Genomic DNA, 19790 nt, shown 5'->3' with positions numbered 1-19790 from the left:
GCTGAACTCACGGGGTAATAATGCGCAAGTTAACAGCGCTGATCATGGTGTCAATATTGGTTTCAGGATATTCCCCTGTCTTTGCCACACATACAATCGTAGCAGATAGTTGGTGCTATGGAGACGATGCATTAACAAAAATGGGCATCGATCCTGGTTATTATAATATGTTTGACATGGTTTCCTTGACTGAACACCAACGCATGCACATTCGTGACTTGGTCAGTCAAACCTGTCGTAATCGAACCGGCATTGATAGAATAAACAGAGAAAAAATGCGTCAGCTAATTACTACGGATCAATTCGATGAAGTAGCTGTTCGTGAGCTAGCAGAAAAGATGTCAATGCAACTGGTTAATCGCCAAATCGAAATGGCAAGAGTACGTAATAAAATCTACAGTTTATTAACTCAGAAACAAAAAGATTTATTGCATCAAAAGTATTCGCAATAAATATCACGCCTGCTGCTTGAGTCAATGGCAGCTTAATATTTTGCGGTAATATTTCATACCCACATAGTGGTTTACATTATATTAATGGCATAATCAACAAACCTCTTGCGAAACCATAATTCGTTGCCAAACCTATACTCGTTATGCGAAATCAAGGCGCCTTACGCGTAGTAACTGCACGGTACATGCGAATACATGAGGATTGTGAGCGGGCAGATAACGCAGAATTTGCAGCACCTAGCAAGTTTTGCAAGGAGTCTAATCAATAAGGTGTTTACAGCTTCAGAGGTTATTATGGTCAAAAAAATTGCTGTATTGACAAGCGGTGGTGATGCACCAGGGATGAATGCCGCTATCCGTGGGGTGGTACGTGCCGCTTTGTCTGAAGGTCTGGAAGTCTGGGGGATTTATGATGGCTACCTTGGCCTGTACGAAAATCGTATGCTGCAATTGGATCGCTGTAGTGTTTCTGACATCATCAACCGTGGCGGCACGTTTCTTGGCTCGGCGCGTTTCCCTGAATTTGCTGAACCAGAAAAACGATTGTGCGCCATTAATAACCTGAAAGAACGTGATATTGATGGTTTAGTGGTGATTGGTGGCGATGGTTCTTATGCTGGTGCTGATTGTCTGACAAACGAAGGCCAAATTCCCTGCATTGGTTTACCGGGTACCATTGATAATGATGTGGCAGGTACCGATTACACAATAGGTTTTTTCACCGCATTAGAAACAGTGATTGAAGCTATTGACCGTTTACGTGATACCTCTTCTTCTCACCAACGTATCTCGCTGGTTGAAGTGATGGGGTGACGGTGTGGTGATCTGACGCTGGCAGCAGCTATTGCCGGAGGCTGTGAATTTATCATCATACCCGAAGAAACATTTCAACAAGAAGAACTGTTGAGCGCCATCAAAGCCGGGATCGAAAAAGGTAAAAAGCATGCCATCGTTGCCATTACTGAACATGTCTGTGATATCAATGAACTGGCTAAATATATCGAAGAAAAAACTCAGAGGGAAACCCGAGCAACGGTGCTGGGTCATATTCAGCGCGGCGGTTCACCGGTGGCTTATGACCGAATTTTAGCCTCACGTATGGGAGCCTACGCGGTCGAACGCTTAGTTAAAGGCTGGAGGCTATCAGGTGCACGCTGTGTGGGAGTACAAAACGATAAAATGGTGAATAAACTGATTTCTACCTGTATTGCACCTAAAAATAAAAAAAGTAAGTTTAAAAAAGACTGGTTAGAGATAGCGAAAAAACTATTTTAATGACAGGATTACAATAAGCTAACCTTCTATTTATGGAGGTTTTTTTATTAGACTTCTTGCAAAATCTACTGTGTGGTGTGAATTCTACGTTACTCGGTGCTCGCATGTTGTACACACTGTGACTGCTACGCTCCAAGTGCCTTGACTTTCACTCCACAGATCACGGGTTTGCAAAAAATCTATTCTTTATCATTAAATATTTTTCTGCATCTGTTATTAGCACGATAAAAATAATTATACTGCTAACATTCTTACGTATTTTTAAGCGCAGTCTTTTTATGCCAATAACTTTCATAAACGTTCATTTTCTATTAGATATAGAAAATAGGATGAAGTCTACATTATTTTATCTACTACGGTTAAATAAGGCAGTTTTCTTTCTGGAGGAACTTCTTATGAAAACGTCAATAAGTATGTCTGAGCTTCCTTTATTACGAGACAATGAAAGCACAGCAATGAATAAATTGAATGGATGTTTCTCAGGATCAAATAAATTTTTGCTTTCTATCAATAATGGAAATAATGAATTTCACTCTCTCAATTTTTCAACAAAGGAACTGCATGGTTCAGTAGATGAAGCGCTTAATTCCCTACGTAAAAAGGGAATGATAAGAGAAAATGCTCATGACTTAGTCAAGTATAAACTAAAAAAATATAAAGAGTCGCACAGACTGGCAGTAGTAGAATGTTACAGTTCTTCACCTTGTCTCAGAATATTTAGTAGTATTCGAGGACATTTTGGTAATGAAAAAAAATTAGAAGAAACCATTGATCTCGATAATTGCGCCGGAACCAGCCATCCGATGATAGATGACAGTGGCAGTAAAGGCTTTTCCAACATTAACATCGAAGATAATTATTTTAGCACAGCAGACACAGATAAATTATTAAAGAAAAAAATTTATCCAGACATCGATATCTGGGGGCTTCCACATGACTCAACCCATAGATTTTATTCGTCTATATTAGAATCGTACACAAAAAATATGCTATTAGAAGAAGTAAATCGTTATGGTAGACCTGTTAAGCGTTTAAAATTTGTCGCTTGGCTGGCTGAAAAAATATTTAGGATCCACGGTGTGGGACAAACTAATTCTGCATCTTGTGCTAAATCGGTAGCAGATACGATAAATACAACGATATTGCATCGTGCTATACCTGAAATAAAAGGGAATGACGTTATACTGTTTGTAACAGAGGAGACAAATATTAAATGTTACGACTCCATTGCACAATTATCTGCCAGACTAGCAAAAAATAAAAAAAATATGAATGGAATATTAGTGATCCCACGCAAAATAGGCTGTTGGCGTTCGCTGTTCTGTCCAACACCAGAACATCGATGTAATGTGGTTGTCACCAATAACGAAGTTCATTTAATTGATGTACAAAAGAAAAAATATTATAAAGTGGATATTTCTTCTGATCATAAGAGCCTGAAGCGTACACTAAAAAAATTCATTGGCTCGGTTGGCGCCGGTAAACTGGAGCTGTATGACGTCGGTTTCCGTGATCAAAAATAAAGGTCTTTAATAGTAGTAGACTGCTTGCGAAACTATAGCGAATACTGCAAAGCCAAAGCGCCTGGCGCGCAGCAACAAAAAAACCGGAGTCATCGTCGCTCCGGTTTTTTTAGCGTCAAACCGTTCTTAGTTTCGCTTAGCATCTGCTGCCGCTTTGACTATCGCTGCAAACTCATCCGCTTTTAATGATGCAGCCCCTACTAGCGCACCGTCGATATCGGGTTGTTCGAACAATTCGGCAGCGTTAGCGGGACTAACAGACCCTCCGTATTGAATAACCACTTTTTCTGCACTGTTAGCATCTTTTTGTGCAATATGGCCACGGATAAATTTATGTACCCTCTGTGCCTCTGCTGGGGTCGCGGATTTACCGCTACCAATTGCCCAGAGAGGTTCATAAGCGATGACTGCATTTTCAAATGCTTTATCACCTGAGGTCTTTAATACGGCATCCAGCTGCTTTGCACAGACTCCCTGTGTCTCCCCCGCCTGGTTTTCGACCTCGGATTCACCGATACAAAGTACCGGAATCAAATCCTGTGCTTTTAAGAGGGCAAATTTTTTAGCGATAATCTCATCACTTTCGCGGTGATGACTACGACGCTCAGAATGACCAATAATGATGTATTTTGCACCGATATCTTTCAGCATTTCGGCAGAAATTTCACCGGTGAAAGCACCAGCAGGATGTATATCGACATTTTGTGCACCCAATCTGATAACACTACCCGCAAGCAGACTTCGGACTTGATGGAGGTAAACCAACGGTGGAGCAATGACCAGGTTACACTTCTTCATTTCGCTTAATTTTGCCAGTAGCGCTGGGATAAATGTACTGATCATCCCAGTACTACCGTTTAATTTCCAGTTACCCATAACCAAGGGATGGCGCATCTTTATTCCTCCAATCTTTTTTTCAGCAAAGAGAATAGACTTTTTGAAAAACCGGCGTTCGTTATGCGAAGCCAAAGCGCACAGCAACCTTCGTTGACATACGAGTACATGAGGATTGCAAACACTCCATGACACCGAATCCACACCATGCAACAGGTTATGCAAGAGGTCTAATGTATTATATGCTGCACAGTATAGAGAGGATTAATTGTAATGGCTTTGTTTTTCATTATTAACTTATATTATTCATCATATGCAATTAATTAATATTTATTATATAATTCAAGCGAGAAACCCTTATTGTGAAGAGCCAACAGCCCCTAGACTAAAAAATTAATTTGTCCAAAGAAAATATTTCCCTTGCTGATCACTAAATTAGTAGCTTGATTTTAATTAACATATTGTTATAGAAGCGATTAAATAAAAAAGAAGAGAATATCGGCAAAACGGTACAAGTGGCGCACGTACGCGTTTGACATCAGTTTTCTATGGCTAACACACAAGGTTATCCACAGAACTGGTGGATAACTCACGAAAACCCTATCACTACTGGCGTTGGCTAAGAATAAAAAATTAGATTCATCGAGCGATGATTCCAGTTTTTAGCTATTTTTGCTATTTTGTTTGCTATGTTTATTACCATTTATACTAAGCTCGCTCTTGCGTGTTGATAGGATAACACCTAGCTTCTCTTACGGCTTAGAATTACGGTTTGGCATCAACAACCATAAATAATTTATATGATTTTCTTCAATTTATCCAGTGTGATTTGAAGTTCTAGCTCTATGGCGAGGATATCGGCCTTTACATTGTAAGGATATTAAACGCGGTTTTCTGGCTGAATTATGTTAAAATTTTGCGGCTGCCGCCTAACCCACCACCAGTCAATTTGATGACGGTATAGCTATCGCAAAGTCACTACCGCAAAATATGCGGAAATTCGTAACGGTGAAAGACAGGTACAGATTATAACCATGATGCAATTAAACATATTGTTGAGGACGTAACAGATGACGACTATTGAAAAGATTAAAAATCAACTCGCAGAAAACCCGATCCTGTTGTACATGAAAGGTTCGCCCAAGCTGCCAAATTGTGGTTTTTCGGCACAAGCGGTGCAAATATTATCTGCCTGTGGTGTACCTTTTAGCTATGTAGATATTTTGCAAAACCCCGATATTCGGGCTGAGCTACCCAAATTTGCTGTATGGCCAACTTTTCCACAACTTTGGGTTGATGGCGAACTAATAGGTGGCTGTGACATCTTGAATGAGCTGTATCGGACCGGTGCGTTGCAGCCGCTAGTAGACAAAGCCGCTGATAAACACCGCCCACAGCAGGCCGAAACCGTACAATAAACCTCTTGCAAAACCGGAGCGAGTGGTGTGAAGTCAAGGCGCCCGGCGTGTAGCAACCGCAGTGCGTACTGCGCAGTACCATAAAGGTTGGCGGGCACCACGTAACGCTGAATTCATACCACACAGTGGGTTTTGCAAGGAGCCTCATAGAGTCCCCCATCAACCAGGGCGAGACGGAGGCCAACCACCAAAACGCTTCCAGCGGTTTACCAGTTCGCAAAATAATGTTGCGGTCTGCTGAGTATCGTATAAAGCTGAATGTGCCTGCTTGCTGTCAAATCCGATTTCAGCAGCGACACAAGCCTTGGCTAACACCGTCTGCCCCAACACCAAACCACTTAACGCCGCGGTATCGAAAGTAACAAAAGGGTGGAACGGATTTTGTTCCAATGCAGATCGTTCGGCAGCGGCCATCACGAAGCCGTGATCGAAGCGAGCGTTATGGGCGACAATAACCGCCCGCCGACATCCCTCACTCTTGAGCTCTGCTCTTATCTTCTTGAAAATGGCATCCAAAGCCTCATATTCACTAATAGCGCCACGCAACGGATCCTTAGGCTTTATCCCATTAAATATCAATGCGTTCTCTTCTAAAATGGCACCTTCAAAAGGTTGCACGTGAAAATGCTGGGCTTCATTACATGTTAACCAGCCTGCTTCGTTCATCCGCAACGTGATTGCCGCAATTTCTAGTAATGCGTTAGTTTGAGCATCAAAACCACTGGTTTCTACATCGATTACCACTGGATAATAGCCTTGAAAACGGTTTCTCAGGATATTGAGATTTTTTTTATCTGCCATCAGCTTTCTATCTTCATTAAATATAATGCCTATTATGTCAAACTTTTTCACTGGATGCAGAAAGGAATACGCATCCGGCACGATTTATATCCCCTAAAGGGGTGCCTCAATCTGCCATGAAAGTCAATGAACATTTTGAGTTCATTTTTGACGAAGTATTGGCGAGTATAATTAGATTTCTAGCGGGCTCCTATGCTCAACATGAATCAATGATTATATAAGGTAATGCTGCCTCATCAGACAGTTACAAAAAAATACATGGATCCCATATTTTAAATGGGTGTTTTTAACCATTCTGTTAAATCACAGTTTTTAAGAGTATATTGATTGCTCTCAATAGAAACCATAAATATTATTATCACAGTAATTAAAATTAGAATGTACTTTTATTTCTGCCTAAAAATGGCAACCATAGGGTGTGAAAGAACAGTGGAATACGTTTTTGTTCAATGTGTTGTATCAATAGACCGGGATGTAAATTGTTAGAGTATATACCACACTATTAATGCTGAAGTTAAATAACCCCCCCTTTTGAAAGTTACATACGAGCATAATTATTTTTTCTATTTATTAACGTAAAAGGTTGTGCTATCCTCCGCGCCCGAGTGATGGCTATATACCTTTAGCTGTTCATCAATAGATTACTGATTTATTAAGATTAACCATTAAATGTTACTTGTTACTTATTTTTCGTAGTGTCATATGGAGGGACAGTATTAAATTTAATTTTTGCTTTTATAATGTTTATTAAACGCATAAAATCAATTAGTTACTAATTGGTTTCTCGTGCGTCTCTCTAGTCTCTTTATATGATTACGTCTGTATTTTCATAAATATCAAGAAAATTTCATAGCGGCATTTGGTTAAAAAAATGGAACGTATTTTATTTAAATTTCAATTAATTAGGTCAATATGCTTTAACTTTCCTATATTAGTTATCGGATTCATGTTTAGCCCCTTGCTTGCCCAGCAAAATGAAGTGGCATGGCAGCCCGTTGTTGAAAATCAAAAGGGTTTATTGCACCCGGCGCAGTCTGATGATATTTATAAAGCTAACCATTACCTACCTAATTCGCCAGCAATTAATAAACATAGAAATATTATTGTTAATGAAAATTCCTTTTTTTCTATTGGCTCATCAAGTTCTAATACCACACTATTCGGCGATCGAAAACAGGATACAAATAAAGAGGCACGGCATAATTTGCCGGTTTTATCAAGTGAAAACAATTGTTGCCAACCCAAGGGAACTACTGAGGCGGATCCATTACGGGCCCTCCAGTTTTTGGCCAGTAAAGATTTAAATAATATCACTCTTGATAAAATAAAAACCGAGGCAACAGGGAAGGTTAAAAGCATGGCGAAAAATTATTTTCTGACGCCATTACAGCAAAAAACGCAAACTTTATTAGGGAAATTTGGGCAGGCACAATTTAATTTAGCGGTTGATGATCGGGGACGCTTTAATAAGAGTAGTGTTTCACTATTTACACCTTGGTATGACAACCCGCACCAATTACTCTTCTCACAAATGGGCATCCATGATCAGCAAGGGCGTATGATCACTCATTTAGGTATTGGGCAACGTATTGATATGCCTGATAACCGTTGGCGTTGGGGATATAACTTTTTCTTTGATTATGATTGGAGTCGCTCTCATCGCCGTATGGGAATGGGGCTAGAGACGTCGATGGACTATCTGAAATTTGCTGCCAATTATTACCATCCGTTATCAAACTGGAGGGATTCCGCTGATGTTGAAGATTATCTCGAACGTCCTGCACGAGGGTTCGATATTCGTGGACAAGGCTATTTGCCTGCTTACCCTCAACTCGGTGCCTCGCTGAAATATGAGCAGTATTTTGGCGATGCAGTTGGCCTCTTCGGTTTTGGCAAAAATCAACGACAACAAGATCCTCGTGCTGTCAACCTAGGTTTAAATTACACCCCTTTTCCACTAGCAACCATTAATGTCAATCATAAGCAAGGGCAGCAGCGCCAAAAAGAAACCCAATTTGGCCTGACATTAAATTATCAATGGGGTGTCACATTACAGCAGCAGTTAGATCCCACTAAAGTGGGAACAAGCCGTAGTCTTACAGGTAATCGCTTCGATCTGGTAGATCGTAACTACGATATCGTCCTTGAATACAAGGAAAAACAGGTTATTAGCGTTGATCTTCCTCCGGTGACACCAGGGCTGATAGAGGGGGATAGCTATATTATGCAGCCGTTGGTAAAGACAAAATATCCAATCACTAAAATACGCTGGCTGGGTGATGTTGTGCCACTTTCCTTAGTCGCCACTGCGGGTAGCCTCAATCCCCAAGGATGGAAAATTACGTTACCAACTTGGCGTCCCGAATCAGAAGACAGTAATACTTATCAGCTAGCTATTGAACTTACTGATAAAAAAGGCAATACCGCAATTTCTAATAATTTGCACATTCTTAATGGTCACAATCGAAAAGGAAAGTTATCCGTCATCGGCGATAACAAGGCACCGGCTAGCGGCATCGTCGCGGATGCCATTCAAGTAAAAATTAACGTGCAAGATTACAAAGGTAATACGGTACAGCTTAAAGGTATAAAACCAACGTGGTATGTGGTTGATAAGGATGGCAAAAGGGTGCCGGTAGTCACTGAAAAACGTTGCCCTAAAAATAGTAATGGAATGAGACTCCCTTGTATTCGTGTTATTGAACCTAATCAGCCAGAAGCCAACGAATATGTAGTGAAAGTAGTAAGTAGTCTGCACGGAAGTTTCGAACTGGCTGCATCTTTGGCCGACTATGGTGAGAGCAATCGCCTGTCTTTGTTATTTGTGGCTACTAATAGTACTGAAGACGTACGGATAGTTATTCTTGATCCAAAGGGATCGAATCTTTTAAAAACGGGTGATACCCCGCTGGTTGGCAAGGCATATGAGGCGAAATTTTACGCCAAAAACGATGAAGATATCACCGAACAAATCCCCCCTGATCATATTAGATGGTTGTTACATGGTGAAAATAGCGAATGTGGTGCATCAGGAGCATCACTGAACAACCATGATACTGGAGTGCGTGGCTATACCTTTACCCCTCGAGAATCCCATGAAAGTAATACGGGTCTGACTTGTGGTGATCAAGGTTTTAAAATTAGGGTCACTTATTAATAAGTAGGTTTTGCAAGAAATCTACTGTTGTAACAACGGAAAGGAGTCAATCAGCATTGGATAAAATGCATTTAACGCTGGAACAGATAGCATGAAGTTAACGTTAAAAACAATTGCAATAGCTACGATGACACTCGTTTTATGGTTGAGTGGATATTCGAATGCTATCGCTAATACGGATGATCCTGTTAGCGAGGATGACATTTTTGATTCTGGCTTTATCCCAGGAACAAGGATAAGCAAAGAAACTGCGCCGATACAGGGTCGAGCACCGACGATCAGTGCGCCTTCCAACCAGAAGGCTGATGCAGTGGATATTAGCCGTGTTTCTGTTATTGCTGGAAAAATAACCGCAGGGGACAGTATAACCCTAACCTATAACTTTCATGATAAAGATAATGATACCGATAACAGTATAGTGAGCTGGTTTTATACTTTGAATGAGGTTGATCACAGCATTCCTGATGCCAGTCATGTCTTAGGTGATCGCAAAAAATCAGGTAGTTCGACAATTAAAATACCACCTCAAGCAGCCGGTGCTTCAGTGATTAAAGTGAGCATTCAAGTCGCTTCTGCTTACGGTTACCCCCGTCTTGGCAAATTGATAACCATTGCTGATATTAGTCAGCACGATGATCACATCGCTGCGAATATTGGCGTAGTTACGCTCACGGGTACTCATGGAGGTATCTTTTTAGCGACAGATAATCCACAGGCAGGATCAGGAGCGCAAGACTATACCAGGGCGGAAGCACCCTCTGTTCGAGTGGGTCAAAGCTATTTATTCAGGGCTTGGGTTGATAGTAATAGTAACGGTGTTTGGGATGCGACGGAAGCTGATATCACCGCAAACCTCAAGCAGATTCAGTGGATTTTACACGGAAATAACCAGGTCGCCACAGGAAATAACCCATCGTCAACATTAAATAAAATGGCAATTCCCGGGGCAACTTCCGACAAATACAACGTACCTGTCAACAGTCTTTCAGAGTCGGGCACAGTAGCAGGAGACCAGGGCTTCAAACTGATGGTCGAATTTGACTAATAACCTATTTCGGTAGGTATTAAATATGCGTAACAAAAGATTGAATCGTTGCTTTACCAACGATAAAAAAAGATTTGTTACACCCAATCCAGTAAAGGAAAAAATGAATGAAAACCGATTTTACCTTAAAGAAAACAGCACTGGCCTTGGCTTTAATTGGCTACAGTATGGGTGGTGCTTACGCGATTATGACCACACCTACGAGCACAATTAAAGGGACGGTACCAACACTACTGAATGGAACGGGTATTGAGGGAGTTGATTTTTCATTACAGCAACAAGACCAAAGTGCTTTAACTACAGGAGATCAAATCAGTTTAGAGTATATTTATAGCGACATTGATGGTGACTTAGATGCTTCTACCGTTCAATGGTATGCGGTGACACCAAAAAGTACAATTCCCCTGGACACAGCTTTAATCACCAATACCCTTGCATCAGGGGCGTCAGGAACGACAGGTCGAAGCGTATTAAAAATCCCACTGAGTGCGGCAGGAGCGACAACATTCAAGGTTGAGATAACAGCGATTTCGGCAACGGGAGATCCTAAAACAGGTAATAAGCTTACGATTGAAGATATTACCACCAATAAGCAGGCACATCCTGTAGTGATACCAGGGCCAGTGAAAATTGCGAGCAGGAGCGTACTAGCTGGAATTTATGACAGTACCGATACTAACTTTGATACGAACTTGATTGGTCATGCTACCAATCCACAAGTGGATAAAACCTACGTATTTAAACTATGGGCGGATGAAAATACTGACCAAGTCCCTGATGATAAGAGTCCTACTGGCGATCTAACTGCGCTGACTTCTTATACTTGGGTATTAACCGGTACCAGTGCTTCAGGTGATGCCAATGGAGACAAACGTACAACCACAGCCGACGGTAATTTCCTCGTACCAGATAACACAGCGGCTGAACGAATAACAAACTCGAAGGATGGTGCACAGGGCTTTAGCCTAGCTGTCGATTACAACTATAAATAAATGACTATTTATAGTTAAAACTACAGGGTTAACTTTATCGATTACGGTAGAGTTAATCCCTTTCATATATATCCTTATTTTTGTTAGAGCCTGTTCCAAATCTTTTTCGCTGTGCTCAAACGAGGAAAAAACGGGCGAAAAAGCGCAGTTTACCCTTTGCATACAATAAAAAGGAGTAAATGAGCATTTTGAGCGCGTTTTTGACGAATGACTTGACCAAAACACGGCGAGCACAAGAGATTTCGAACAGGCTCTTAGAAGTAGGAAGAGAATAAAATGAAAACCCTCTGCCGATATGTTAAAAATAACAACCCATCTTGTTGTATCACCCTAATCAAAAAAAATAAACTCTTGGCGTCGCGAGTTTGTTACCGGTCATGGCTCTATTTAGCTTTATTGATCTGTTATCCCGCTGATGCCATTCTCAGTAATAAAACGAGCATTATCCACGGGCGTTACCCCGAGGTAAGTGGCACAGTTTATTTGCTGCACCCTAATGGAACCCCGGTTCGGAACGGTGATATTTTGAGTCTATTAGATAGACCGATACAATTTACAGTTTCCGATAAAGTTGGAAACGTACAGTTATCAGATGCAGACGGTGATGTAGGATTAAGTGCTGTGGTTGAAACCCGTCGTAACATTCCTATGATCCATTGGCACCATAAAGATGTAGGACTTTCTGATGACGAAAAATTACTTTCTTTTGTTGCTGCCAAGGCGGAGGGTAAAGAATATCAAGTGACGCTACACACTTTTCTGCTAGCCTCCTCTACCTCAGGTATACCCAATCAGAAATGGTATCGGACATCTCGTACCTATTCGTTGCAAGTTAGCCAAACCTATATCAAGAATATAGTAATAACCAACAGCAGAAAGAATGCTGATGGTACAGAGACACACGATATGGAGATAACAGTGACTGATCACTATCAAAAACCGATTGCAGATCAGCCCGTTCAGATCATGACCAGCAATCGTTCTCACATTGGTGAAGTTGGAAGCAATGCCGCCAGTGGTTACATACTGAATCGTGATTTGAATATACTCACTGTCAAATCAGGAATAAAAACAGACAGAAGCGGTAAAATAAGGATTACTGTGACCAATACTTTACTTGGAAAAAGTAGAGTGAGCGCTAGCTTAAATAATGGCCATCACCAAAGTAAAGAGTTAAATTTTACCGGCAGGCTCAATAAGATCCACAGAAACCGCATTACCTTTTTACGACCTAAGTTACACTCTGAAGAATTACCATCAAATCGCTATCATAGTCCTCATATTGTTGATGGAGAAGAATGGGCAAAGTACCTCAAAGATAGTGGTATAAGAAAATTTTGTGCCCCAGGAAGAATACCCACGGAAAACGAATTTAAGCATCTCCATGATGAATTTTCACCCAATGTAAAACAAAAAATCGGTTGGCCTGTTAATCAACCTTATTGGGTGATATCCTCAGAAAACGGTGAATTAAAGCTGTATAATCTAGATAGTGGCACAATAAATAATACGCCATCCAAGAGAGCCAAAGCTTTGATCAGTTGCATTGAATAGTTTTATGTTATTGCAGTGAGGTCGATACATTATGCATTGTCCGTTTTGTACTGCTGTTGATACCAAAGTCATTGATTCGCGCTTGGTGAGTGGGGCTTCGCAGGTGCGTCGCCGTCGTGAATGTCTACTCTGTCATGAACGCTGGACAACATTTGAATCGGCTGAGTTGGTCATACCACGGGTGATAAAAAGTAATGGTGTCCGTGAGCCGTTCAATGAAGATAAACTGCGTAGTGGCATATTAAAAGCGTTGGAGAAACGGCCAGTGAGTGCTGACGATGTTGAAACCGCTATTAGCCATATTAAATCTCAATTACGTGCTACGGGTGAGCGCGAGATCCCCGCCAAAATGGTCGGTAATTTGGTGATGGAAGCGCTAAAACGATTAGACAAAGTAGCCTATATCCGCTTTGCTTCCGTGTACCGTAGTTTCGAGGATATTCGCGAATTTGGCGAAGAAATCGCCAAACTGAAAGATTAACCTAATTTTGATTGATTGTGATTTTTTAATTTTAATTTACTCATTTTTATAATAGATTAATTTTATTCTCTATATCTAACTCGATCCCGATCTTATGAACAATATTGTCCTAGAAAAATTAATTAACACCGAGCTCAATATTGAAACTTTTCAAGACTACGCACCTAATGGTTTACAGGTAGAAGGACGACCAGAGATCAAACGTATTGTCACCGGCGTGACCGCCAGTCAGTTGCTTTTAGAACGAGCAGTGGAGCAGAAGGCTGATGCTATTTTAGTTCATCATGGCTATTTTTGGAAAAATGAACCAGCGGTAGTACGCGGCATGAAACGTAATCGCTTAAAAACACTGTTGGCGCACGATATTAATCTTTATGGCTACCATTTACCCCTTGATGCTCACTCGGTATTGGGTAACAACGCGCAATTGGCTAAACGGCTTGATATTGAAGTACAGGGTAAGATTGAATCACTGCTACCTTATGGTGAATTTAAACCACCACTTGATGCCACGATCTTGGCTAAACGTCTGCAAATACTGTCGGAACGAACAGTATTGCATTGTGGTGATAATGCACCTACTAAAGTGCAAAGTGTGGCTTGGTGTACAGGCGGAGGCCAAGGCTATATCCAACAGGCAGCTGAATTTGGTGTCGATGCCTTTATTACCGGTGAAGTCTCTGAGCAAACCATCCACATTGCCCGAGAGATGGGGGTGAATTTTTATGCTGCCGGACATCATGCCACTGAACGTTATGGTATCGAAGCATTAGGAAAGTGGTTAATCGATGAACATCAACTAGACGTCATTTTTATTGACGTACCCAATCCAGCATAACAGATTGTTATAAATCATAATAAGTAATATTCAGACGAGGAAAAAACGCGACGAAAAAGCGCCGTTATAAGTTTTCCAATTGGCGTAGATAGGGGGCCAGATCGCCAATACAGTCACTTACCCATTGTGGGTTATAGTAGGTATCAAGATAACGCTCACCACTGTCACATAATATGGTGACTATTGCGCCAGATTGTGATCTATCACGCATTTGTATCGCGAGTTGTAATGCACCCCAAACGTTAGTACCAGTAGAAGCTCCCACTTTTCGATTTAGTATATGTTCAAGCCAATGTATGGTGGCAATACTGGCAGCATCGGGGACACGTATCATATTGTCGATGACCTTTGGCATGAAAGAAGGCTCGACACGAGGACGCCCGATCCCTTCAATCCTGCTGCTAGATGTACCCGTGATATCCTTCTTCCCGGTGGTAAAACAATCATAGAATACTGAGCCTTCAGGATCGACGACGACTAACTTGGTATTGTAACCTTGATAACGAATATAGCGACCTAAGGTTGCCGAGGTGCCACCGGTACCGGCGCTCATTACAATATATTTGGGTATTTGAAATGGCTCGCGGGCTATTTGCTGAAAAATACTATCGGCAATATTATTGTTACCACGCCAGTCAGTCGCACGTTCCGCATAGGTAAATTGATCCATATAATGACCGTTAAACTCACGGGTAAGTTGTTCCGATGCCTGATAAATTTGACTAGCATGATCGACAAAAGAGCAGCGTCCACCGTAAGAAGTAATTTGTTCTATTTTCTTTCTAGCCGTACCTTTAGGCATGACAGCGACAAATGGCAGGCCGATTAAATGAGCAAAATAAGCTTCTGAGATCGCGGTACTGCCAGATGAAGCTTCAATGATGGTGGTGTCTTGTTTGATTAAACCATTGCACAAACCGTACAAAAAGAGGGAACGTGCGAGCCGGTGTTTTAAGCTACCCGTTGGATGGGTACTTTCATCTTTTAAATAGAGATTGATGTTTGGAAAGGCTGACAGCCTTAAGCGAATGAGATGTGTATCAGCTGAGCGTTGATAATCCGCTTTTATTTCATTAATCGCATGTTTTATCCAGGCACTATTCATAGAAGTCTACGTTTTATATCGTGAATTAATGTTGTCAATTTTAATTTTTTTTGTGGAAAAAAAATTATGATTTTTGCTGTTTTTTTGCAATAAAATGGAAATATTTTCTACTGGTGAACCCTATGATAGATAAAATAGATCGAAAATTATTGCGTATGCTGCAAAAAGATTGCACCCAATCATTACAAGTTTTATCTGAAGTGGTCCATTTGACATCCACACCCTGTTGGAAACGTATCAAGCGTCTGGAAGATGAAGGGTTTATTCGTGGTCGTGTGGTGTTACTTGATAGCGAAAAACTGAAGTTAGGGTTGACGGCTTTTATGCTGATCAAAACACATCAACATAGCAGTGACTGGTACGAAAAATTTACGCCATGGGTCAAAAATATGCCTGAAGTTGTGGCATTGTATCGTATGACGGGTGAGTATGATTACCTCATGCAAGTCACAGTGAACGACATGAAAAGTTATGACAATTTCTACAAGCAGCTGGTCAACAGCGTAGAAGGATTAATCGATGTAACAACCAGCTTTGCGATGGAAAAAATTAAATACACGACTGAATTGCCCGTATATGACTAATTGAGATCGAAGCCTATGCAACGCATAGAAAGACGTAACAAAGATTGGTGTATAGTGCTGCTTTATGGTATAAAACGCGCCGATAATCCACTCTGTTTTAGCTTAGTGAACTGCCGTTTTTATTAGGCTTCTTGCAAAACCATGATTCGTTATGCGAAGTCAAGGCGCCTGACGCACAGCAACCGCAGTGCACGAGGATTCTGGGCACCACGTGACTCAGAATCTGCAGCACGTATTTACAAACAAATAGATAGTAGGTTTTGCAAGAAGTCTATTGTGGTTGACTAAGGTGGCGGGTGGAAAAAATGACACCAATGAACTGTACTCATATGTGTAAATAACACACACGAATCGACACATACGCCGGGGTGCTCCGAGTTTCTTTCTTGCGGGGTCGGTGTTATGGGATTTGTGGAGGCATAACCCCAACTCAAATTATAGAGGTTTTAATCATGGCAACTGTTTCCATGCGTGATCTGCTCAAAGCAGGTACTCACTTCGGCCATCAAACTCGTTACTGGAATCCCAAAATGAAGCCTTTCATCTTTGGTGCCCGTAATAAAGTTCATATCATCAACCTGGAAAAAACGGTCCCCCTGTTCAACGACGCTTTGGCTGAATTGAAAAAGATTGCTTCCCGTAAAGGTAAGATCCTGTTTGTTGGTACCAAGCGTGCTGCAAGTGAAGCGATAAAAGAAGCGGCCAATGGCTGTGAGCAATTTTTTGTCAATCATCGCTGGTTGGGTGGCATGTTGACTAACTGGAGAACCGTTCGTCAATCTATCAACCGTTTGAAAGATTTAGAAACCCAGTCTCAAGATGGCACTTTTGACAAGTTAACCAAGAAAGAAGCGCTAATGCGCAAACGTGAACTGGACAAGTTGGAAAATAGCTTGGGTGGCATCAAAAATATGAGCGGTTTACCCGATGCCCTGTTTGTTATTGATGCTGAGCATGAACATATCGCGATCAAAGAAGCGAATAACCTGGGTATCCCCGTACTCGCAATCGTTGATACTAACTCTAGTCCGGACGGCGTTGATTTCATTATTCCCGGTAACGATGACGCCCTCCGTGCCATAAAATTATATCTAGAGGCTGTTGTAAAAGCTGTTCAGGAAGGCCGTTCTCAAGATCTGGTAGTACAGGCAGAAGAAAATTTCATCGTAGAATAATAAGCGTGCAAAACGCCTTGACCTCGCATAACAAACTACAGTTTTGCAAGAAGTCTATTAAAAAAATTGTTTGTAGAAATCGTTCCGCGATCGAATTTTTCCCCCAATGGGATAAACGAGGAAAATTGAATGACTGATATTACTGCGACTCAGGTAAAAGAACTGCGCGACCGTACCGGCGTAGGTATGATGGACTGCAAAAGGGCGTTGACTGCGGCCAATGGCGATATTAATTTGGCTATTGACAACATGCGTAAATCGGGTCAAGCGAAAGCAGCAAAGAAAGCAGATCGTGTCGCTGCTGAAGGCATCATTCTGACTAAAGTTGACGGTAACGCTGCGGCTATGGTTGAGCTGAATTGTGAAACAGATTTTGTCGCAAAGGATGCGGGTTTCAAAGCATTTGGTGAAGAAGTGATCAACCAGGCGCTAGCCGAAAAAATAACGGACATTGCCATCTTACAAACCAGATTCGAAGAACAACGCGCCAGTTTAGTCGCCAAAATAGGTGAGAATATCCGTATTCGCCGTATTGCTATATTTACAGATGCGGTATTAGGCCAATATTTGCACCATAACGCACGTATTGGTGCAATAGTGGCAGCCAGGGGTGCTGATGCAGAACTGGTTAGACAGCTCGCGGTACACATCGTAGCGAGTCATCCTAAATGTCTTACACCTGAGGATGCTCCCAAAGAGGATGTTGATCGTGAGCACCAGTTTCAATTGAGTAGAGTGCTAGAATCTGGCAAACCCCCTGAGATTGCTGAAAAAATACTTGAAGGGCGTATGAAGAAGTTCACTCATGAGATTTCTCTGACTGGTCAGACTTTCTACGCGGACGCCAACAAAACAGTGAGTCAAATATTAGGTAATGCTGATGTCGTCGGCTTCGAACGTTATGAAGTGGGTGAAGGGATTGAGAAACCTCAATCCGATTTTGCCGCCGAAGTGACTGCGATGAATTCACCATCTTGATACCCGAATAAAACCGTCAAATGGCGGTTTTATTTTTGTCTGTCAGACAGCTAATCGCTATTACCCATCATGTATACGGTCAAATTTCTAACATTTTTATACAGAGGCTCAAGACAAACACCATGGCAATCAGTGAAAAACCCATATATAAGCGTATTTTACTCAAATTGAGTGGTGAGGCCTTGCAGGGTAAAGAATGTTTTGGTATCGACCCTGATATCTTGTATCGTATCGCTAAAGAAATCAAAGAACTAACCGACCTGAAAATTCAAGTTGGTGTCGTCATTGGCGGGGGTAATCTGTTCCGCGGTGCAGGTTTGGCAAAAGCAGGAATGAACCGTGTCGTTGGTGACCATATGGGTATGCTAGCTACGGTGATGAATGGCTTGGCAATGCGTGATGCGCTGCACCGTGTCGAAGTTAAAGCACGTATGATGTCTGCTATCCCACTGAGCGGTGTATGTGATAATTATAGCTGGGCCGAAGCTATTAGCTTACTTTGTAATAATAGGGTAGTAATTTTTTCTGCCGGTACCGGTAATCCGTTTTTTACTACAGATTCAGCCGCTTGCTTACGTGGTATAGAAATTGAAGCGGATGTGGTGTTAAAAGCCACCAAAGTTAATGGGGTTTACTCGGCTGATCCGGTGAAAGTTCCAGGAGCGACCTTGTATTCACGGTTAACCTACCAGGATGTGTTAGAGCGTGAACTAAAAGTGATGGATCTCGCCGCCTTTACCTTGGCTCGTGACCACAGTTTACCCATCCGTGTATTTAATATGAATACATTTGGAGCATTACGACGGGTTGTCATGGGTGAAGATGAAGGAACGTTAATCGGTAACAAGTGATCTCTTTTCACAATCCGTCCATTATTCCTTTGCTTATTCAACAGTGACACGACATGGTATAGTAGAGTTACTACAGAACTATGGTTTTGCAAGGGCGATTTTGCAAAGGGTTGGGTTTGCCAAATTATCAGTTTTTCAAAGGTTCACAACGTGATCAATAAAATTAAAATAGATGCCTCTGAGCACATGAAAAAATGTATAGAAGTTTTCAAGGGTCATATCAGCAAAATCCGTACAGGGCGCGCTGCGCCGAGCATGCTCGATGGTATTTCAGTCGAATACTATGGTAGTGCAACGCCGTTACGCCAATTGGCTAACGTAGTTGCAGAAGATTCCAGAACCCTGGCCATCACCGTATTTGACCATAGCATAAGCTCGACGGTAGAAAAAGCCATCAGAACATCAGATTTAGGCCTCAACCCTATTTCTGCCGGTGCTGTTATTCGAGTGCCTCTAGCTCCCCTTACTGAAGAACGCCGCAAAGAGTTAGTAAAAACTGCACGGGGAGAGGCTGAACGAAGTCGTACTGCTGTACGGAATATCCGTCAGGATGCTAACAAAAAAACGAAAGCGTTACTGAAAGACAGTGCAATCAGCGAAGACGAAGAACATGATTCTCAAGATAGTGTACAAAAACTGACGGATGCTCATATCAAAGAAATTGACGAGTTACTGGCGATGAAAGAAGCCGATCTGATGACATTTTAATTTAAAACCATGTCGTTCA

General features: G+C 41.6%; 17 protein-coding genes and 1 pseudogene. 15 read left to right on the top strand and 3 right to left on the bottom strand.

Going from position 1 to position 19790, the window contains the following annotated elements; translation table 11 throughout:
• The first annotated feature begins 20 nt into the window (after positions 1 to 20).
• The 3 genes and pseudogenes from AAHH42_RS01180 (at position 21) to AAHH42_RS01170 (ending at position 3250) form a co-directional block, all read left to right on the top strand.
• Positions 21 to 452 carry a Spy/CpxP family protein refolding chaperone gene (locus AAHH42_RS01180; RefSeq protein ID WP_072550703.1) on the top strand — a complete coding sequence of 144 codons (432 nt, stop codon included), beginning with the start codon at positions 21 to 23 and terminating at the stop codon, positions 450 to 452.
• Positions 453 to 746: 294 nt separating this feature from the next.
• Positions 747 to 1727 (top strand): annotated as a pseudogene (gene pfkA / locus AAHH42_RS01175) (6-phosphofructokinase).
• A gap of 395 nt (positions 1728 to 2122) precedes the next feature.
• Positions 2123 to 3250 carry a hypothetical protein gene (locus AAHH42_RS01170; RefSeq protein ID WP_342221527.1) on the top strand — a complete coding sequence of 376 codons (1128 nt, stop codon included), beginning with the start codon at positions 2123 to 2125 and terminating at the stop codon, positions 3248 to 3250.
• Between the two features lie 126 nt (positions 3251 to 3376).
• Here AAHH42_RS01170 and tpiA read toward each other — a convergent pair whose 3' ends face one another.
• Complete coding sequence (tpiA, locus tag AAHH42_RS01165) at positions 3377 to 4144, bottom strand: triose-phosphate isomerase (protein ID WP_072550705.1); 768 nt, start codon at positions 4142 to 4144, stop codon at positions 3377 to 3379.
• Positions 4145 to 5154: 1010 nt separating this feature from the next.
• Here tpiA and grxD point away from each other — a divergent pair.
• Positions 5155 to 5502, top strand: a complete 348-nt coding sequence (gene grxD / locus AAHH42_RS01160) for a Grx4 family monothiol glutaredoxin (RefSeq protein ID WP_072550706.1) — start codon at positions 5155 to 5157, stop codon at positions 5500 to 5502.
• 159 nt (positions 5503 to 5661) lie between these two features.
• On the opposite strand, the gene rnt is transcribed toward grxD, so the two are convergent.
• Positions 5662 to 6303, bottom strand: a complete 642-nt coding sequence (rnt, locus tag AAHH42_RS01155; protein ID WP_072550730.1) for a ribonuclease T — start codon at positions 6301 to 6303, stop codon at positions 5662 to 5664.
• A 946-nt stretch (positions 6304 to 7249) separates the two neighbouring features.
• Between rnt and AAHH42_RS01150 the strand changes: the two genes are divergently transcribed.
• The 6 genes from AAHH42_RS01150 (at position 7250) to AAHH42_RS01125 (ending at position 14370) form a co-directional block, all read left to right on the top strand.
• Complete coding sequence (locus AAHH42_RS01150; RefSeq protein WP_119963731.1) at positions 7250 to 9460, top strand: inverse autotransporter beta domain-containing protein; 2211 nt, start codon at positions 7250 to 7252, stop codon at positions 9458 to 9460.
• A 127-nt stretch (positions 9461 to 9587) separates the two neighbouring features.
• A complete protein-coding gene (locus AAHH42_RS01145) occupies positions 9588 to 10505 on the top strand; it encodes a hypothetical protein (RefSeq protein WP_205411426.1) in 918 nt (305 codons plus the stop codon).
• A gap of 107 nt (positions 10506 to 10612) precedes the next feature.
• Positions 10613 to 11497, top strand: coding sequence for a SinI family autotransporter-associated protein (locus AAHH42_RS01140; RefSeq protein ID WP_342221526.1), 885 nt, complete (start codon positions 10613 to 10615; stop codon positions 11495 to 11497).
• Between the two features lie 525 nt (positions 11498 to 12022).
• On the top strand, positions 12023 to 13051 hold the full coding sequence (locus AAHH42_RS01135) for an adhesion domain-containing protein (RefSeq protein WP_162860074.1): 1029 nt from the start codon (positions 12023 to 12025) through the stop codon (positions 13049 to 13051).
• Positions 13052 to 13082: 31 nt separating this feature from the next.
• Positions 13083 to 13532 (top strand): transcriptional regulator NrdR, encoded by a 450-nt coding sequence (nrdR, locus tag AAHH42_RS01130; protein ID WP_072550711.1) that lies wholly within the window; start codon positions 13083 to 13085, stop codon positions 13530 to 13532.
• Positions 13533 to 13626: 94 nt separating this feature from the next.
• Positions 13627 to 14370, top strand: coding sequence for a type 2 GTP cyclohydrolase I (locus AAHH42_RS01125; protein ID WP_072550712.1), 744 nt, complete (start codon positions 13627 to 13629; stop codon positions 14368 to 14370).
• A 64-nt stretch (positions 14371 to 14434) separates the two neighbouring features.
• Here AAHH42_RS01125 and AAHH42_RS01120 read toward each other — a convergent pair whose 3' ends face one another.
• Positions 14435 to 15475 carry a PLP-dependent cysteine synthase family protein gene (locus AAHH42_RS01120; RefSeq protein WP_072550713.1) on the bottom strand — a complete coding sequence of 347 codons (1041 nt, stop codon included), beginning with the start codon at positions 15473 to 15475 and terminating at the stop codon, positions 14435 to 14437.
• A gap of 122 nt (positions 15476 to 15597) precedes the next feature.
• Here AAHH42_RS01120 and AAHH42_RS01115 point away from each other — a divergent pair, with 122 nt between their 5' ends.
• The 5 genes from AAHH42_RS01115 (at position 15598) to frr (ending at position 19771) form a co-directional block, all read left to right on the top strand.
• Positions 15598 to 16059 carry an Lrp/AsnC family transcriptional regulator gene (locus tag AAHH42_RS01115; RefSeq protein ID WP_072550714.1) on the top strand — a complete coding sequence of 154 codons (462 nt, stop codon included), beginning with the start codon at positions 15598 to 15600 and terminating at the stop codon, positions 16057 to 16059.
• Positions 16060 to 16511: 452 nt separating this feature from the next.
• Positions 16512 to 17234, top strand: coding sequence for a 30S ribosomal protein S2 (rpsB, locus tag AAHH42_RS01110; RefSeq protein ID WP_119797612.1), 723 nt, complete (start codon positions 16512 to 16514; stop codon positions 17232 to 17234).
• 129 nt (positions 17235 to 17363) lie between these two features.
• Complete coding sequence (gene tsf, locus AAHH42_RS01105) at positions 17364 to 18212, top strand: translation elongation factor Ts (protein WP_072550715.1); 849 nt, start codon at positions 17364 to 17366, stop codon at positions 18210 to 18212.
• A gap of 122 nt (positions 18213 to 18334) precedes the next feature.
• Positions 18335 to 19063: a UMP kinase gene (gene pyrH / locus AAHH42_RS01100; RefSeq protein WP_072550716.1), complete on the top strand. Its 729-nt coding sequence runs from the start codon at positions 18335 to 18337 to the stop codon at positions 19061 to 19063.
• A gap of 150 nt (positions 19064 to 19213) precedes the next feature.
• Positions 19214 to 19771 carry a ribosome recycling factor gene (gene frr, locus AAHH42_RS01095; RefSeq protein WP_342221525.1) on the top strand — a complete coding sequence of 186 codons (558 nt, stop codon included), beginning with the start codon at positions 19214 to 19216 and terminating at the stop codon, positions 19769 to 19771.
• Positions 19772 to 19790 lie beyond the last annotated feature (19 nt).

The sequence above is a fragment of the Candidatus Fukatsuia endosymbiont of Tuberolachnus salignus genome, assembly GCF_964030845.1.
Classification (GTDB): domain Bacteria; phylum Pseudomonadota; class Gammaproteobacteria; order Enterobacterales; family Enterobacteriaceae; genus Fukatsuia; species Fukatsuia symbiotica.
Note: the sequence above shows the minus strand (reverse complement) of the source record. Positions and strands in the feature narration are given on the sequence as shown.

Excerpts from the sequence above, each read along its gene's own strand:
- AAHH42_RS01180 (WP_072550703.1), top strand. The coding sequence starts at position 21 with ATGCGCAAGTTAACAGCGCTGATCATGGTGTCAATATTGGTTTCAGGA.
- AAHH42_RS01170 (WP_342221527.1), top strand. The coding sequence starts at position 2,123 with ATGAAAACGTCAATAAGTATGTCTGAGCTTCCTTTATTACGAGACAAT.
- tpiA (WP_072550705.1), bottom strand. The coding sequence starts at position 4,144 with ATGCGCCATCCCTTGGTTATGGGTAACTGGAAATTAAACGGTAGTACT.
- grxD (WP_072550706.1), top strand. The coding sequence starts at position 5,155 with ATGACGACTATTGAAAAGATTAAAAATCAACTCGCAGAAAACCCGATC.
- rnt (WP_072550730.1), bottom strand. The coding sequence starts at position 6,303 with ATGGCAGATAAAAAAAATCTCAATATCCTGAGAAACCGTTTTCAAGGC.
- AAHH42_RS01150 (WP_119963731.1), top strand. The coding sequence starts at position 7,250 with ATGTTTAGCCCCTTGCTTGCCCAGCAAAATGAAGTGGCATGGCAGCCC.
- AAHH42_RS01145 (WP_205411426.1), top strand. The coding sequence starts at position 9,588 with ATGACACTCGTTTTATGGTTGAGTGGATATTCGAATGCTATCGCTAAT.
- AAHH42_RS01140 (WP_342221526.1), top strand. The coding sequence starts at position 10,613 with ATGAAAACCGATTTTACCTTAAAGAAAACAGCACTGGCCTTGGCTTTA.
- nrdR (WP_072550711.1), top strand. The coding sequence starts at position 13,083 with ATGCATTGTCCGTTTTGTACTGCTGTTGATACCAAAGTCATTGATTCG.
- AAHH42_RS01125 (WP_072550712.1), top strand. The coding sequence starts at position 13,627 with ATGAACAATATTGTCCTAGAAAAATTAATTAACACCGAGCTCAATATT.
- AAHH42_RS01120 (WP_072550713.1), bottom strand. The coding sequence starts at position 15,475 with ATGAATAGTGCCTGGATAAAACATGCGATTAATGAAATAAAAGCGGAT.
- AAHH42_RS01115 (WP_072550714.1), top strand. The coding sequence starts at position 15,598 with ATGATAGATAAAATAGATCGAAAATTATTGCGTATGCTGCAAAAAGAT.
- rpsB (WP_119797612.1), top strand. The coding sequence starts at position 16,512 with ATGGCAACTGTTTCCATGCGTGATCTGCTCAAAGCAGGTACTCACTTC.
- tsf (WP_072550715.1), top strand. The coding sequence starts at position 17,364 with ATGACTGATATTACTGCGACTCAGGTAAAAGAACTGCGCGACCGTACC.
- pyrH (WP_072550716.1), top strand. The coding sequence starts at position 18,335 with ATGGCAATCAGTGAAAAACCCATATATAAGCGTATTTTACTCAAATTG.